Below are 14291 nucleotides of genomic sequence, written 5' to 3'. Positions count from 1 at the left end.
CACCAACCACAATGGGCAACTCTCCGGCTTCACCTGCAAGAACTCATGTCATGAACAACCGCAGCCCGAAGCGCCGGCCTTCTTCGCTGCTTCGTCGGCGGCGCAGCAGGCCGATGGCTCTTCCTTCGCCGGCCCACCGCAACATCCTGATGCGGCCGCGGCGGCTTCGACGCCACCGCGCGAGCAGACGCCGGTCTCCGGCAGCACGAGCTCCACCCTTGTGGCGGCTTCCTTGTCGCCGGCGAGATCGGCTGCAATCGAGCGCACCTGCTCATATCCTGTCATCATGAGAAAGGTCGGCGCGCGGCCATACGATTTCATGCCCGCCATGTAGAAACCCGGCTCATCGTGCGCGAGCTCGCGCGCGCCGTGCGGGCGCACCGTGCCGCAGCTGTGCTCGTTGGGATCGATCAGCGGCGCCAGGGCGACCGGCGCCTCGATGGCGGGATCGAGCCGCAGGCGCAATTCGGACAGGAACGAAAAGTCGGGACGGAAGCCCGCCGAGACGATCAGCTCGTCCACGATCACGCTCCGTCCGCCGCAACCCGAGCCGGCCGCGATCTCGAGGCGGCCTTCGGAGTCCGACAGATGCGTGACGCCGAATTCCGTTTCGACCCTGATCTTCCCGGCGGCCACGAGCGCGGCAAAGGTGGAGCCGAGCTCTCCGCGTGCAGCGAGCTTGTCATTCCGGCCGCCGCCAAACGCCTTGGCGGGATCGGCGCCGCGCAACAGCCAGATCGCTTGCGTCCCCGGCGCCTCGTCCGCGAGATGCACGAGATCGATCAGCGTGCCCACCGCAGAGTGGCCGGCGCCGAGCACCGCAACAATCTTCCCGGCATATCGGGCGCGGCCGGCACCACGGACATCGGGCATGCCGTAGGCGATGTGGCCGGCGCATTCGCGCTCGCCGATCGCGGGCAGCCCATTGCCTCCGGCGGGATTGGGCGAGAACCATGTGCCTGATGTATCGATCACGGCATCCGCGCGCAGCACGTCGGGACCTTTGCCGTTCTGGTAGCGGATTTCGAACGGCGCCTGCTCACGCCCTTTGGTCTTCGCCTTGTCGAAACCAACGCGGCTGATGGCCGAGACGCGGCTGGATGTCCGGATCACCTCGCGCAACGGCGTTCGCGTCGCAAGCGGCGTCAGATATCGATCGATCAGCTCGCCGCCGGTCGGATAGGCGCTCGGGTCCGGCGAATTCCATCCCGTCGGCGCGAGCATGCGCGCGGCGGCCTTGTCGACATTATATTCCCATGGCGAGAAGAGCTGGACCTGCTGCCACTGGCGAACCGCGTGCCCCGCTTCGGGTCCTGCCTCCAGCACGATGGGGGACATGCCGCGCTCCAGGACGTGCGCAGCTGCTGCGAGGCCGACAGGCCCTGCCCCGATGATGGCTACTGTTTTTGCGTTCATTCCCGCTTCTCCCATATTCTAGAATTATGGAATAATTTGTCAAAAAATCACGCCGCCGTTTGCGTCGTCTTGCATCCGACTTCGTCTGCGCAGCACTCCGCCGCCAGGAAATCGACCAGACCCCGCATCGCCTCAAAGTTCGCGTGGCAGATCAGCGTCGTCGATTCCCGGACCTGGCTGACGAGCCCGACCGAGACCAGGGTCTTGATGTGATGCGACAGCGTCGACGCCGGGATCTTCAGCTTGTCTTGCAAGCGACCGACGGGCATGCCGGAGTGCCCGGCCCGGACCAGGGCCCGGTAGATCTGGAGTCGGGTCTGATTACCCAGGGCTTCGAGGCGTGCTGCTGCGTCGTCGATCTTCATGGCCGCCATGATGCGCCTGCCGATGTCAAACCGTCAAACCATATTTCTAGAATCTTCGAAATACTGGCTCGGCCACCCAACGGCAAGAATTCCGGATTGACGCGCTCCAAATAATTCCATAAGTCTGGATATATGGAAACCGAGGAAGCCGTCCTGGCGCTCGCGGCGCTGTCCCAATCGACCCGGCTGGAGGCCTTCCGGGCACTGGTCCGGCACGAGCCTGACGGTCTCGCCGCGGGCGATCTCGCCCGGCTGCTGGAGGTCCCCCAGAACACGCTCTCGGCGCATCTGTCGATCTTGACGCGCGCGCGCCTTGTCACCTCCGAGCGGCACAGCCGTTCGATTGTCTATCGCGCCAATCTCGGCGAATTTCGCGACGTTGCGGTTTTCCTGCTGCGCGATTGCTGCGGCGGACGGCCGGAAGTCTGCGAGCCGGTCATCGAAACCCTGCAAGCCTGCTGCAAGCCGAGACGAAAGGAGCGGAGCCGTGCCTGATCAATTCGATCTTCCACGGCGTCTCGCGGCCGAGGCGCTCGGCACAGGCATTCTCGTTGCCACGGTGGTCGGCTCCGGCATCATGGCGGAGACGCTGACCAAGGATCTCGCGCTTGCGTTGCTGTGCAACACCCTGCCGACGGGAGCCATTCTGGTCGTCCTGGTCACTGTGCTCGGACCGATCTCCGGCGCACACTTCAATCCGGCAGTTACGCTGGTCTTCACCGGCAAGCGCGAGTTGCCGGTGAACGAGGCCGCTCTCTATGTGATTGCGCAGATCGCCGGCGGCATCGCGGGAACGATGGCGGCGCATCTGATGTTCGGACTGCCGCTGCTCGATCTCTCGGCGAAGGTGCGAACCGGAGGACCGCAATGGTTCGCCGAAGCCGTCGCCGCCTTCGGTCTGGTCGCGACGATCCTGGCCGGTATCCGGTTTCAGCGCACCGCCGTCCCCTGGCTGGTCGGCCTGTACATCATGGCGGCCTATTGGTTCACGGCCTCGACCTCGTTCGCCAATCCGGCCGTGGCGATCGCGAGGTCGCTGACAAACACGTTCTCGGGCATACGTCCCACCGACCTGCCCGGATTCATTCTCGCGGAACTCTGCGGAGCCTTTGCCGCCATGCTGTTGATGAACTGGCTGCTCGGACAGCCCCAGGCGCGAGGCCCCATCCCAATCGTGGAGACTACCTCATGAGCGTCACGATCTATCACAACCCCGCCTGCGGCACCTCGCGCAACACGCTGGCGATGATCCGGCAGAGCGGCGTCGATCCGGACGTGATCGAATATCTGAAGACGCCGCCATCCCGCGAAAAGCTGGTCGAGCTCGTCAAGGCCCTCGGCATCTCCGTTCGCGCGCTGCTGCGCGAGAAAGGCACGCCCTACAAGGAGCTCGGCCTCGATGACCCCAAATGGTCCGATGACGAGCTGATCGACCAGATGCTCGCGCACCCGATCCTGATCAACCGTCCGATCGTGGTGACGCCCAAGGGTACACGCTTGTGCCGTCCCTCGGAAGCCGTCATCGATCTCCTGGACAAGCCCGTCGGCCGCTTTGTGAAGGAGGATGGCGAGGTGGTCGAGGCGCGATAGGCTTACGGGGCCGCTGTCTTGCTTGGGATCAGATCTTCGGGATCTTCGCCCGCTCCACCACGCCGGTCCATTTTCTGATCTCGGTCTCGATCAGCTGCTTCATCTCCTCCGGCGAGCTGCCGCGGACTTCGCCGCCGACAGCGGTCTCCAGACGCTGCTTGAGGTCGGGATCCCTGAGAGCGTCCAGCGTCGCCGCGTTGAGTGCGGCCATGATGGCGGGCGGCGTTCCCTTCGGGGCCAGCAGGCCGGCCCAGGTGCGCACGTCATATCCCTTGATACCGGCTTCCTGAACCGTCGGCACGTCGGGCAACAATGCGGTGCGCGTCGGCGAGGTCACCGCCAGGCCGCGGATCGCACCGCCCTGGATCTGCGCGGCGAGCAGCACCGGCGTGCCGACGATCACCGGAACCTCTCCGCCGAGCAGCGCGGTGACCGCTTGAGAATCGCCGCGATAGGGCACGTGCACGATCTCGACGCCGGCGGCTGCGTTCAACAGCTCTCCCGCGAGATGGTGCGTGCTGCCGAAGCCGACCGACCCGAAGGAGAGCGCACCGGGCTTCTGCTTTGCCATGACGACGAGCTCGCCCAGCGACTTTGCCGGATAATCGCTACGCACGGCAATGACGAGCGCGTAATAGACCAGCGTTGAGATCATCTCGAAGCTCTCGGCCGGCTGGTAGGCGAGGCTCTTGTAGGTCGCCGCGGAAATGGCGTGAGCGCCGGTGACGAGCCCGATCGTGTAGCCGTCGGGCGCCGCTTTCGCGATGGCATCCGCGGCGATGTTGCCGCCGGCGCCGGGCTTGGCCTCGACGATGATCGGCTGCCCGAGCTTTTTCGAGAGCCCGTCGGCGATGATGCGCGACAGCGTGTCGGCCGCGCCGCCGGCGGCAAATCCATGCAGCAGCCGGATCGGGCGCGACGGATAGTTGTCCGCCGACGCCGAAGTGGTTGCGAGACAACCGCCAAACAGAAAAATCGCCGCAGCAAGCCGCTTCATCCTTCCCATGGATGCGTCCTCCCTTTTGATTGTTCTATCGTTGGCCGCGACGAGGCGGCGTTCTTCAAGTCGAGTTTGAATCCGCTAGCGGGCGAACTCCGTGCATTCAGGCGATTGCGGCATGCCCCAGACGTCGCGCGGCAGACCGACCCAGACTTTTGGCCGCTGCGGTCGATCGCGATGCCAGGGACGCGGCTCGAAATAGCCGAGCGCCTCGTCGGTCATGCGGTCGAGATCGAAGAACAGCTCGACCACATGGCCGTCGGGGTTGCGGTGGTAAATCGCGGTGTTGTGCCCGGGGCCATGACGCACCGGCCCCCAGAGAACCGGCAGCTTGTGCCGCGCGAGATGATCGCAGGCTTCGTGCATGTGAGCGGCACCGCGCAGCTCGAACGCGACATGATGCAGGCCACGAACGGGCGCGCGAGCGAAGTTCAGCGTGTGGTGTTCGAAGCCGCTGCGCATGAAGACGAAGCGATCCTCGATCCAGTCGGAAACCCGCAGGCCCATCATGTTCGCGTAAAACTCAGAGGCCGCGCGCGGATCGGGCGTGCCAAGCGCGACATGGCCGAGCTTGCTGACGGCAAGCGCTCCGATCCGCTCCTGCGCGGGCGTCGGCCTCCAGCCCTGGATCAACTCGAAGCGCGTGCCTTCGGGATCGCTGAACGACAGCAGCCTGGAAACGCCGGGCAGGGGATCGCTCTGAAGTTCGGGCCGCAGATCGGCCTGCTTCAGCGCGGCGCCAAGCGCCTCGATCTGGACATCAGGAGATATCTCGAAGGCGATGCTCGTCAGCGCGGCGTCGCCCGGTTCGATCACCAGCGAAAGCTGCTCGGCATCGTTGGCAAGGAAGATGCGGTTGCCGTCGCGGCCGACGAGGCCAAGACCGATCACGGCGCGGTAATAATCGAGCAGCCGCTCGGGATCGGGCGAGGCGAAGCTCGCATGTCGCAGCCGGGTGAAGCGTGCAATGGGTGCTTGTGTCGTCATCGTGCAATCCACCCCCTCATGGCGTCATGATGATCTTGCCGAGCGCGGAGCCCTGCTCGAGCAGCGTGTGGGCCTGCCTGACCTCGTCGAGTTTCAGGACCGCCGAGATCGCCGGCTTGATCGCATTGCGGCTCAGCGCGTCGATCACGTTGCGCATGAGCGCGCGACGCTCGTCGCGATCGTGGTCGTAGATGTGGAAGGAGAAGCAGCGTATCGCCGGGCAGATGTCGAGATGGTCGCGCATCGCCGCCATCAGGTTTTCTTCCGGCAATCCGGCGAAGGCGTTGTACGACAGCAGCGTCCCCCATTTGCCGAGCGCGCCGAGATAGCCGGTGAACTCGGGCCCACAGACGTGATCGAGCACGAGGCCAACGCCCTCGCCATTGGTCAGCTCGCGGGTCCGCGCCACCACGTCTTCGCGGCGGTAGAAGATGATCTCATCGGCGCCGTTGTCCCGCGCGAATGCGGCCTTCTCTTCGGTGGAGACCGTGCCGATGACATTTATCTGCGCGAGCTTGGCGAGCTGCACCAGCGCGGTGCCGACACCACCCGCCGCCCCGATCACCAGCACGCTCGCCGGTGCGCGCGGATGGCGGCACTCGTTCAGCAGCGCGTAGGCCACCTGGTAGTTCGACAGGCACACGGCCGCTTGCAGATCGACATTGTCGGGCAGCACGTGAATGGCGTCGGCGGGCGCGACCACATAGTCGGCATAGCAGCCGCCGCGCTGCGACAGGTCGCGCGCGCTCAGCAGCACCTTCTGGCCAATCGCAAACCCTTCGACGTCCGACCCGAGCGCGGCAATGCGGCCGGCGACGTCGTTGCCGGGATTGGCCGGCAGCGGCGGCATCCATTTGTAGACGCCACGCCGGATCAGCACATCGGGCTGCCCCACCCCGAATGCTTCGGCGCGGATCTGCACTTGGCCGGGTCCGGGCATAGGCACCGGAAGCTCGACCAGTTCGAGTGCATCCGGCCCACCCGGCTGACGCACCAGCACCGCTCTCATGATGTCACACGCCTCCCAAGCCGTATTTTCGAAAATCATACCGATTACGAAAATTATTGCAAGATGCTCGTTAGCGCGGCATGTTGAGCCATCGATTCAATGACGGAAACCATGTCCGACAGCGCCATTCGCCCCCGCAAGGAATTCGGCAAGACCGTTGCCGCCGACATCACCCATCGGCTGCGCGAGGAGATCATTGCCTGCGGCCTGGCGCCGGGCGAGCCGCTGCGATTCGACGTCCTGCGCGAACGATTCGGCGTAAGTTTCACGACGCTGCGCGAGGCGCTGACGGCGCTTACGGCCGAAGGCCTGGTCGACGCGCAGGAGCAGCGCGGATTTCGCGTAGCGCCCGTCAGCCGCCAGGATCTGGTGGAGGTCACCGATGCGCGGGTGCTGATCGAGGTGGAATTGATCCGCCGCGCGATCGAGCGGGGCGACGACGATTGGGAAATCGCCGTCATCTCCACACTGCATAGATTGAAGCGAATCGAGCAGCGCGATCCCGAACATCCGCTGCGCGATCCCGAATGGAAGATCGCCCACCGCCAATTCCACCAGGCGCTGGTCTCCGCCTGCGGCTCGGCGACACTGCTCGCCATTCGCGCCGAGCTGTTCGATCGCGCCGAGCGCTATCGGCATCTCTCGGCCAATTTCCGGCCGCGTCCGCGCGACAAGGCCGGCGAGCACCAGGCGATCATGCAGGCCGCCATCTCGCGCAATCCGGATCTCGCTGTGCAGCTGATCGAGACGCATATCCGCTCGACCGCCGACAACGTGGCAACCTACGCCGCGCATCTGCTCGATATCGAATAGGCGGCAACGGCTTTTTACCGCCGTGGGCTTGCGCGCCGCTCCATTTTCGAAAATAATAGACAAGATCGAAAATGCCAACCTTTGAGGCGTGACCATGAAGCTGCTGTCGTTCTTGGACGGAAATCGGGAAAGCTGGGGCGCCGTTGTCGAAAATGGCGTCGTGGATCTCGGTCGCGCCCTGCCCCAGTACCCTGTTCTCGCGGACTTCCTCGGCAGCGACGACTATGCGCGGCGCGAGGCCATCGTCGCCGGGCACAAGCCCACGATGGCGCTCAGTGACGTCAAATATCTTCCGGTGATCCCGCGTCCGGAGAAGATCGTCTGCGCCGTGCGCAATTATCTCGACCACCACAATGAAGCCGTGGCGTTCGGCATGAAGCGCGAGATCACGGAATTTCCGCCGATCTTCCTCCGGGTCTGGCGCTCCCAGGTCGCGCACGACGCGCCCGTGATCCGGCCGAAAGTCTCGGACAATTTCGACTGGGAGGGCGAGCTGGCTGTCGTCATCGGCAAGGGCGGCCGTCACATCAGCCAGGCCGACGCCTGGGATCACGTGGCGGGCTACTCGATCTACAACGACGTCAGCGTGCGCGACTGGCAGCGCCACGCCCAGCAGATCGCTTCCGGCAAGAACTTCGTCGGCACCGGCCCGTTCGGTCCCTGGCTGGTGACGCCGGACGAGATCGGCGATCCCACCAAATTGAAGCTCGAGACGCGCGTCAACGGCGCGGTGGTGCAATCCTCCGACACCTCGATGCTGATCTTCTCGATCCCGCGGCTGATCGAGTACAGCTCGACCATCTTCGATCTCGTCCCCGGCGACGTCATCGCCACCGGCACGCCGGCCGGCGTCGGCTTCACCCGCAAGCCGCCTGTTTTCCTCAAGCCCGGCGACGTGGTCGAGGTCGAGATCGAGAACATCGGCGTGCTGCGCAATCCCGTCGTCGACGAAGCATAGAGCCTGCGCATGTCGTCCCAAGACTTGTCGTCCCAAGAAGTGGCCCAAGACGTGTCCTATGACATCCGCAAGACCGCGCTCAGCGTCGAGACCATCTGGCACGAGCGCGGTCCCCGGCGGGAGAAGCCGCTGCTGGTCGGAACGGCCATTGCGGTGATCCGCAATCCCTTCGCGGGCCGCTTCGAACCTGACCTGATGCCGTTTCAGGCATCCTTGCGCGAGCTCGGGCGCGAGCTCGCGACACGGCTGATCGCGCAGCTCGGCGGTGCCGCGCAGATCGAAGCCTATGGCAAGGGCATCATCGTCGGCGAGGACGGCGAGCTCGAGCACGGCGCGGTCTGGCACGAGGCCGGCGGCCAGGGCATGCGCGAGGTGCTCGGTCAGCCCAAAGCGATCGTCCCGGCGGCGAAGACCATCGGCGGTCCGGGCACGCGGCTCATGGTTCCGCTCGGGCACATTCACGCCGCCTATGTCCGCAGCCATTTCGGCACTGCCGAGATGACGCTATGGGATTCACCACGGCGCGACGAGATCGCCTTCGGTCTCGTGATGGCGACCGGCGGCCGCCCTCACGCGCGCATCGGCGGCCTCGCGGCATCCGCTATCTCCGTGCACGACGGACAGCGCTGACGGGCGCACGATGCGCTGAAGAATTTTGCGGAAAGCCGCAGAAGCAGCGCGCCAACCCGACGCAATCAGGCCCCGGTGCGCAGCCGTAAGATGATCAGCCTTTCGAGACCACCGCGCGGCCGTAGGGCGGCTGGGCCGCGACCGGCGGGTTGGCGGTCTGGGCGGCGAGTTCGCCGATCAGGCGGTCGGCATCGGCGGCCATGCCGTCGGGCGCCTGGATCACCAGCCGCTCCAGCCCCCAGCGATAGGACGAGACGCGCTGCTCGAGGCACTGCTGCACCCACTGAATGATCAGCGAATTCTCCTGCATGCGCTCGACCGCGTCCTCCTTCTCCTTCGGCGAGAGGGAGGAGACACGCGCCATGCTGGCATTGCGCTTCTTGTCGAGGTCGATGACGCGGATCGCGGAGGCGAAGAACGGCTCGAAGCGGGTGATGTCGTTGCGCACGTCCTCCATCAGCTGCGTATAGCGCGAAGAATGCGAACGGTGCGGCTCGTCGATCAGCGTGCGACCGTACATGGTGCGGTCGAACACGATCTTTTGCCGCCAGGGCGAGGGCAGCGCCTTGTAGTCGCCGAACACGCTCTTCCAGGCGGGCCGCGACAGCGGCGGCTCGATCAGCGGATAGGCGAGGTCGCGAAGCTGGCGCTCCTCGTCAGTGAGCTGGAACTGGGATGGCTTCAGCCCGACGCTGGAGGTGACTTCCGCGCCCAGCCAGCGATGCATGTCGTCGCTGCGCATGTCGGCGCGGGTCCGGCCGAAATCGCCGCCGCTACAGGCGGCAAGCGTCGCGCCCAGCACTGCGAGCATGATGGCCGTTACGACGGGCCGGATCTGGCGGAGGTTCTCCGGCATTGCAAAGGCCGAAGGCTAGCGGCGACGACGACGGCGCCCCGGCGCTGTGCCCTGCTCCGGCCCGTGATCGCCGCTGGTTTCGTCGCTCTCGCGCTCGATGCGGATCACGGGAAGGATCAAAATCGTGCCCATGTCCGCGCGCGGAGCCACGTCCCCCGACGCGCTCACCCGGCGACCGGCCGGAAATTCGATGATGGTCCCCATATCAGCTCTCTTCAATTGCCGCGCGACCCGGCGCGCCTCTGCAACATGGAGATCATTAAGATCAGTTCATGGTTAACGGGGTGTAAACGTGCCGACGGGACCGTAACCGCACGGGCGGGACCCGCCGTCCCGTTGCGGCACGAGAAAGCTTCAAAGCGCCCGTTCGGCTTCACGCCTCGTTTTCCTTAACGAGCCTTTAAAGGAGCCCGCGATAGGCTGACGGCGAGTATCTCTTCCAGGTCGCGTATCTCTCCATGACCAAGTCGTTGTTTCCAGGATTCGACGGGCTGATGACCCTCTCCCGTCGCGAAGGCGTCGATGTTCGTCCGACGCTGCTGCGCGTGCTGACCGACCTCTATGTCCAGTCGAGCACCCATAGCGACGACGAGCAGCGCCAGTTCGTCGAGCTCGCCACACGACTGATCGACCAGGTCGACGACGCGACGCGCGCGGCCGTCAAGGCGCGGCTTGCGATCTATCCGTCGACGCCCGCGCCGATCATGCAGAAGCTCGGACTGTCGGCCGCGCAGGAGGGCCGCAGGGTTCCGCTCGCGCGCGAAATCCCGGCGCCCGTCCCTGCCCCCGCTCCTGCCCCCTTGCCGGTTCGCACGCCAACCGACGCCGAGCTGCGCATGACCTCGAACATGGCGATGCAGCCAACGGACGCGGCCGATATCCACGACATGTTCTTCCGCGCCGGCGCTGCCGAGCGCGCGCTGATCCTGCACAATCTGGCGGAGACGCCGCTGAAGGCCGCGCCGCGGATTCCGACAGTCCGCGCCAAGCGCGCGATCCAGATCCTCGAGATGGCGGCGATCGCGGGCGATGTCGAGAATTTCACCTTCGAGCTCGGCGACAGCCTGATCCTGCCCTCGCGCGTCGCAGCCCAGATCGTCGACGATGCAAGCGGCGAAGCGCTCGCGGTCGCCGCGCGCGCGCTCGACATGCCGAGCCCGGTGTTCCAGCGCATCCTGCTGTTCTTCAAGCCGGAGATCGGCAACTCCGTGACCGACGTGTACCGGCTGTCGCGGCTTTACGATCGTCTCAGCGACCGCGCGGCGCTGGTAATGCTGGCCGCCTGGCGCGGCTCGACGCTCGCCGTCACCCGTGCCAAGTACCAGCCGTCGCTGCACGACAGCGAGCGCCAGCGCGCGCGCATGGGCGCAAGCCAGACGCGCCCGGGCGTGCAGCCCGGCTCCGCGCCCGCGGTGCGGACGGGGACCGACGGATCGGATCGTTAGGCCTTCGCCAGCTCGAGAAAATGCCGCCCGGCGCGGTCTTCGGTCTCGACGATCCAGATGTCGGAGTCGAAGCGGATCTCCTTGGTCAGACGCTCCTCCACCACCGGCTCCGGCATCGGCTGCGGCGCAAGCGGCACGAAGAAGCGATCGACCGGCCGACCGTCGTCATAAGAGGTCTGCGGCGCGGGCACATAGAGCATCGCGTTGCCGTCGAGCAACGAGACCTTCACGAACACCGCACCCGCCTCCTCCGCGCCGCGACGACGCACCGCGCCGTACACGCCCTCGGTCTGGCACCGGCGCAAATAGGCTGAGACCCAGATATTTGATTTCAAACGCATGGAGGCCACGATAGGACAGCGCGGCAATCAGCACCAGCCTTCGCACAACAGTGACGACTATTCGACGGGGTGGCCGATCGCGGCGCCGAGCTCGCGGAGCAGGCGGTCGGACAGCTGGCCGGTGACCTGCATCTTGTGCTCGCGCTCGAATTTCTGAATCGCGGACTGGGTCTCGGCGCCCATCGCGCCGGTGATCTTCAAATTCCCGTAGCCGTATTCGGAGAGAGCGCGCTGCACGCCGGCGATGCGCCGCGCGGCCGGGCCCTGCTGCAAGGGGATCGGCGCCGGCGGACGCGCGACGGACGGCGGCGCCGCAATCGTTTGCTTGACCAGATTGGTCATGGGATCGCCCGAGCGCGGCGTCGATGCAGTCGCCTCGACGGGCCTCTCCGGCGGCTTGTCTGCAGATCTGGGCTCGGCAGGTCTGGGCTCGGCACGAAACTCCGTCGCTCTCGGCTCGAGCGGCGAGGTATCGGCGCCGACGGGACGCGGACGGGGCAAGGGGTTCGACAGCGCCATGGACGACGGTGCGGGAAGATTGATCACGGTGCCGAACATCGGCGCCGGGTGCCGGCCGGTCTGCAGGAACAGCGCATTGGCAACGATCGCGCCGATGGCGGCGACGGCGACGAGACCGGCCAGCGTATCCTTGGGGCTATGCAGCAGCACGCGCAGCACGAGATTGCGCTCGGTCTCGACATCGATGATCGCGGCCTTGGCGCCACGGCGGCGCGGAGCGGCTTGGTCCTTGGCAGACTTCTTAGGCACTTTTCTTCACCAGAGCGGGTTGGTCCTGAACTTGGTCGTGAGGATGGTCCTGAAGTTCGTGGTCCTGAATTTCCTGGCGCAGCACCGGCGTCAAGGTCGCGATCTTGCTCTCGCTCGCCTTGCTGTCGGGCATCTTGCCATCAGAAGTCTTCATATCAGACGTCTTGGCCTGCGGCGTGTAGACCAGCGGCAGCTTGACGGTGACGGCAGTGCCCTCGCCGAGCCTGCTTTGTACCGTCAATTCGCCGAGATGCAACGCCACCAGGCTCTTCACGATCGAAAGTCCGAGGCCGGTGCCTTCGTGACGGCGCTGATAGGTCTTGCCGGCCTGGAAGAACGGCGCGCCGATGCGCTTGAGATCGTCAGGCGCGATGCCTATGCCGGTGTCGCTGACGCGCAGCGCAAGCTGCGAACCCGAGACCGCGGCTGTGACGGTGACCTGACCGCCGCGCTCGGTGAACTTGACGGCGTTGGCGACGAGATTGAGCACGATCTGCTTGAAGGCGCGTGGATCGCCGGTCATGACAGGCAGGTCCTGCGGCGCATCGGTGACGAGATCGACACCGTTCTCCCGCGCCTTCAGCGCCAGCAGATTGCAGCAATGCATCAATGATGCACGCGGCGCGAACGGTTCCGACGCCATCTCGAAATTGCCCGATTCCATCTTGGACATGTCCAGGATGCCGTTGACGACCGAGAGCAGATGCTGGCCGGAATCGTTGATGAGCTGGGCGTATTCCCTGCGCTGGGCCGCACCCAGCATCAGGGTCTGCTCCTGAGTGATCATCTCGGAGAAGCCGATGATGGCGTTCAGCGGCGTGCGCAGCTCATGGCTCATGGTGGCGAGGAAGCGCGTCTTGGCGGCGTCCGCTGCCTCTGCAGCGCTGCGTGCCTGATCGAACGCCTGTTCGGAGAGCTTGCGGTCGGTGACATCGCGCATCACGGCGACGACATCGGCCTCGCGCGTGGCATCACGGCCCCTATCCTGATCGAGCGGGCGGCAGCGCATCTCGACCCAGATGAAATCAACCTGGCCACGTTCCGAGCCGGCACGTTCCCGGCGCAACCGGAACTCGACGCTGCGCACGTCGCCGCGCGCGGCATCGGACAGCGCCGTCAGATACGCCGGGCGATCGGCGACATGGACCCGATCGAACAGGCCGTGGCCGAGCAGTTGCGCGACGGGCACGCCGAGCATCGCTTCCACCGCCGGCGAAATGAACTGCACCGCGCCGTTGCGCTGATGCCGCGAGATGACATCGCTCATGTTTCGCGCCAGGAGGCGGTAACGCTCTTCCTCACGCGACAGCAGCGCAACGCTGGTGCGCGCAAGCGATTCCGCACCGAAGGCCAGACCCGCGGCATAGAGCGTCGCCGAGGCGACGCCGAACGCCATCAGCACGCCGCGTTCCGTAGCGCTGGTGTCGCCAATCGACAGCCAGCCGAGCTGGCTGACGAGGATCAGGATGCCGGCGCACGACAGCGCCAGCAGCGAGGCAAAGGCCGCGACGCGGCGCGAAGCCGACAGCGCAGCTTCGAGGGGAACCACGACCAGCCAGATCGCGGCGAATGATTCGATGCCGCCGGTCGTCACCGCAACCGCCATGATCAGGCCCGACAGCGCCAGCGACGACAGCACATGCGCGCCTTCGTAACGGCCGGTGCGCGACAGGAACCAGGACAACAGGATCGGCGCGATCAGCCAGGCGAAGGCAGCGACCTCGATCGCGCTCGGCGCGCCGCGCATGGCGAGATAGACCGGAAATGCGGCGAAGGCGGCCAGGCTGCCGAGCAGCCGCGGGGCCATGAAGGCACGATGGCGCGCTCGCGTCAGCGCGTCGTAACGCGCGGAGGGATGCAGCAGCGCATCGAGACAATCGCGGATGATACTCAAAACTGTCACGGGTCTCGCGCTTCGGCTCATTCGTCGGGAAGACGCGCCGGAACGCCTCCTTATCGTTGAGCCACCGTGTCAGAGCGACCTTAAACGAACACTAAGGCAGCGCGGGGCGCCGCCGGACACCGCGTCATCGCAGGGCATTTTAGACGATTTGGCGACGTCATCGGCGAGGATGGTGAACACAGGGTTTCACCGTGATCCGCATGGTTTCGA

The 14291-nt window shown here is 65.5% G+C and carries 17 protein-coding genes; 7 read left to right on the top strand and 10 right to left on the bottom strand.

The genetic code is table 11. The features are described from left to right. Positions 1-48: 48 nt before the first annotated feature. Both AC0L3U_RS09595 and AC0L3U_RS09590 read right to left on the bottom strand, forming a co-directional pair. Positions 49-1416, bottom strand: coding sequence for an NAD(P)-binding domain-containing protein (locus AC0L3U_RS09595; RefSeq protein ID WP_473361559.1), 1368 nt, complete (start codon positions 1414-1416; stop codon positions 49-51). A gap of 47 nt (positions 1417-1463) precedes the next feature. After that, positions 1464-1781: an ArsR/SmtB family transcription factor gene (locus AC0L3U_RS09590; protein WP_473361603.1), complete on the bottom strand. Its 318-nt coding sequence runs from the start codon at positions 1779-1781 to the stop codon at positions 1464-1466. A gap of 132 nt (positions 1782-1913) precedes the next feature. Here AC0L3U_RS09590 and AC0L3U_RS09585 point away from each other — a divergent pair, with 132 nt between their 5' ends. From AC0L3U_RS09585 to arsC, 3 genes are read left to right on the top strand one after another with little or no spacing between them, the layout of a single operon-like run. Continuing rightward, complete coding sequence (locus AC0L3U_RS09585; protein ID WP_473361558.1) at positions 1914-2276, top strand: ArsR/SmtB family transcription factor; 363 nt, start codon at positions 1914-1916, stop codon at positions 2274-2276. After that, the gene (locus AC0L3U_RS09580) at positions 2269-2973 is read left to right on the top strand and encodes an aquaporin (RefSeq protein WP_473361557.1); all 705 of its coding nucleotides are present in this window, start codon (positions 2269-2271) and stop codon (positions 2971-2973) included. Before AC0L3U_RS09585 ends, AC0L3U_RS09580 begins: the two co-directional genes overlap by 8 nt. Beyond that, positions 2970-3371: an arsenate reductase (glutaredoxin) gene (gene arsC / locus AC0L3U_RS09575; protein WP_473361556.1), complete on the top strand. Its 402-nt coding sequence runs from the start codon at positions 2970-2972 to the stop codon at positions 3369-3371. The genes AC0L3U_RS09580 and arsC overlap by 4 nt, the downstream gene beginning before the upstream one ends. A gap of 28 nt (positions 3372-3399) precedes the next feature. Here arsC and AC0L3U_RS09570 read toward each other — a convergent pair whose 3' ends face one another. The 3 genes from AC0L3U_RS09570 to AC0L3U_RS09560 all read right to left on the bottom strand — a co-directional run bounded on the left by AC0L3U_RS09570 (position 3400) and on the right by AC0L3U_RS09560 (position 6367). After that, entirely contained in the window at positions 3400-4377 is a 978-nt protein-coding gene (locus AC0L3U_RS09570; RefSeq protein ID WP_473361555.1) for a tripartite tricarboxylate transporter substrate binding protein, read from the bottom strand. A gap of 75 nt (positions 4378-4452) precedes the next feature. Then, positions 4453-5358, bottom strand: coding sequence for a VOC family protein (locus AC0L3U_RS09565; RefSeq protein WP_473361554.1), 906 nt, complete (start codon positions 5356-5358; stop codon positions 4453-4455). Between the two features lie 16 nt (positions 5359-5374). Continuing rightward, on the bottom strand, positions 5375-6367 hold the full coding sequence (locus tag AC0L3U_RS09560; protein WP_473361553.1) for a zinc-dependent alcohol dehydrogenase family protein: 993 nt from the start codon (positions 6365-6367) through the stop codon (positions 5375-5377). A gap of 111 nt (positions 6368-6478) precedes the next feature. Here AC0L3U_RS09560 and AC0L3U_RS09555 point away from each other — a divergent pair, with 111 nt between their 5' ends. The 3 genes from AC0L3U_RS09555 to AC0L3U_RS09545 all read left to right on the top strand — a co-directional run bounded on the left by AC0L3U_RS09555 (position 6479) and on the right by AC0L3U_RS09545 (position 8768). Beyond that, complete coding sequence (locus AC0L3U_RS09555) at positions 6479-7180, top strand: GntR family transcriptional regulator (protein WP_456765167.1); 702 nt, start codon at positions 6479-6481, stop codon at positions 7178-7180. A gap of 94 nt (positions 7181-7274) precedes the next feature. After that, a complete protein-coding gene (locus AC0L3U_RS09550) occupies positions 7275-8138 on the top strand; it encodes a fumarylacetoacetate hydrolase family protein (RefSeq protein WP_456765168.1) in 864 nt (287 codons plus the stop codon). A 9-nt stretch (positions 8139-8147) separates the two neighbouring features. Then, positions 8148-8768, top strand: a complete 621-nt coding sequence (locus AC0L3U_RS09545) for an amino acid synthesis family protein (RefSeq protein ID WP_473346775.1) — start codon at positions 8148-8150, stop codon at positions 8766-8768. Positions 8769-8862: 94 nt separating this feature from the next. Here AC0L3U_RS09545 and AC0L3U_RS09540 read toward each other — a convergent pair whose 3' ends face one another. Together AC0L3U_RS09540 and AC0L3U_RS09535 are read right to left on the bottom strand one after the other, a co-directional pair. Further along, positions 8863-9624, bottom strand: a complete 762-nt coding sequence (locus tag AC0L3U_RS09540) for a hypothetical protein (RefSeq protein ID WP_085395547.1) — start codon at positions 9622-9624, stop codon at positions 8863-8865. 15 nt (positions 9625-9639) lie between these two features. Further along, positions 9640-9828: a hypothetical protein gene (locus tag AC0L3U_RS09535; protein ID WP_027516916.1), complete on the bottom strand. Its 189-nt coding sequence runs from the start codon at positions 9826-9828 to the stop codon at positions 9640-9642. Positions 9829-10082: 254 nt separating this feature from the next. Here AC0L3U_RS09535 and AC0L3U_RS09530 point away from each other — a divergent pair, with 254 nt between their 5' ends. Further along, positions 10083-11069 carry a DUF2336 domain-containing protein gene (locus tag AC0L3U_RS09530; RefSeq protein ID WP_473361552.1) on the top strand — a complete coding sequence of 329 codons (987 nt, stop codon included), beginning with the start codon at positions 10083-10085 and terminating at the stop codon, positions 11067-11069. Here the strand turns inward: AC0L3U_RS09530 and AC0L3U_RS09525 are convergent. The 3 genes from AC0L3U_RS09525 to AC0L3U_RS09515 are packed head-to-tail and all read right to left on the bottom strand — an operon-like array spanning position 11066 to position 14102. Continuing rightward, on the bottom strand, positions 11066-11410 hold the full coding sequence (locus AC0L3U_RS09525) for a DUF1491 family protein (RefSeq protein ID WP_473293414.1): 345 nt from the start codon (positions 11408-11410) through the stop codon (positions 11066-11068). The two genes, AC0L3U_RS09530 and AC0L3U_RS09525, sit on opposite strands and share 4 nt — an antisense overlap. Positions 11411-11467: 57 nt before the next feature. Continuing rightward, a complete protein-coding gene (locus tag AC0L3U_RS09520) occupies positions 11468-12178 on the bottom strand; it encodes a peptidoglycan-binding domain-containing protein (RefSeq protein ID WP_473293416.1) in 711 nt (236 codons plus the stop codon). After that, positions 12171-14102 carry a PAS domain-containing sensor histidine kinase gene (locus AC0L3U_RS09515; RefSeq protein ID WP_473361551.1) on the bottom strand — a complete coding sequence of 644 codons (1932 nt, stop codon included), beginning with the start codon at positions 14100-14102 and terminating at the stop codon, positions 12171-12173. The genes AC0L3U_RS09520 and AC0L3U_RS09515 overlap by 8 nt, the downstream gene beginning before the upstream one ends. Positions 14103-14291: the final 189 nt, after the last annotated feature.

It is taken from the genome of Bradyrhizobium sp. Kon69 (genome assembly GCF_055807515.1).
The sequence above is the reverse complement of the archived record's forward strand: the minus strand, read 5'-3'. Positions and strand labels throughout refer to the sequence as shown.

Excerpts from the sequence above, each read along its gene's own strand:
- AC0L3U_RS09570 (WP_473361555.1), bottom strand. The coding sequence starts at position 4,377 with ATGGGAAGGATGAAGCGGCTTGCTGCGGCGATTTTTCTGTTTGGCGGT.
- AC0L3U_RS09530 (WP_473361552.1), top strand. The coding sequence starts at position 10,083 with ATGACCAAGTCGTTGTTTCCAGGATTCGACGGGCTGATGACCCTCTCC.
- AC0L3U_RS09585 (WP_473361558.1), top strand. The coding sequence starts at position 1,914 with ATGGAAACCGAGGAAGCCGTCCTGGCGCTCGCGGCGCTGTCCCAATCG.
- AC0L3U_RS09515 (WP_473361551.1), bottom strand. The coding sequence starts at position 14,102 with ATGAGCCGAAGCGCGAGACCCGTGACAGTTTTGAGTATCATCCGCGAT.
- AC0L3U_RS09545 (WP_473346775.1), top strand. The coding sequence starts at position 8,148 with ATGTCGTCCCAAGACTTGTCGTCCCAAGAAGTGGCCCAAGACGTGTCC.
- AC0L3U_RS09535 (WP_027516916.1), bottom strand. The coding sequence starts at position 9,828 with ATGGGGACCATCATCGAATTTCCGGCCGGTCGCCGGGTGAGCGCGTCG.
- AC0L3U_RS09540 (WP_085395547.1), bottom strand. The coding sequence starts at position 9,624 with ATGCCGGAGAACCTCCGCCAGATCCGGCCCGTCGTAACGGCCATCATG.
- arsC (WP_473361556.1), top strand. The coding sequence starts at position 2,970 with ATGAGCGTCACGATCTATCACAACCCCGCCTGCGGCACCTCGCGCAAC.
- AC0L3U_RS09595 (WP_473361559.1), bottom strand. The coding sequence starts at position 1,416 with ATGAACGCAAAAACAGTAGCCATCATCGGGGCAGGGCCTGTCGGCCTC.
- AC0L3U_RS09590 (WP_473361603.1), bottom strand. The coding sequence starts at position 1,781 with ATGAAGATCGACGACGCAGCAGCACGCCTCGAAGCCCTGGGTAATCAG.
- AC0L3U_RS09550 (WP_456765168.1), top strand. The coding sequence starts at position 7,275 with ATGAAGCTGCTGTCGTTCTTGGACGGAAATCGGGAAAGCTGGGGCGCC.
- AC0L3U_RS09565 (WP_473361554.1), bottom strand. The coding sequence starts at position 5,358 with ATGACGACACAAGCACCCATTGCACGCTTCACCCGGCTGCGACATGCG.
- AC0L3U_RS09560 (WP_473361553.1), bottom strand. The coding sequence starts at position 6,367 with ATGAGAGCGGTGCTGGTGCGTCAGCCGGGTGGGCCGGATGCACTCGAA.
- AC0L3U_RS09555 (WP_456765167.1), top strand. The coding sequence starts at position 6,479 with ATGTCCGACAGCGCCATTCGCCCCCGCAAGGAATTCGGCAAGACCGTT.
- AC0L3U_RS09525 (WP_473293414.1), bottom strand. The coding sequence starts at position 11,410 with ATGCGTTTGAAATCAAATATCTGGGTCTCAGCCTATTTGCGCCGGTGC.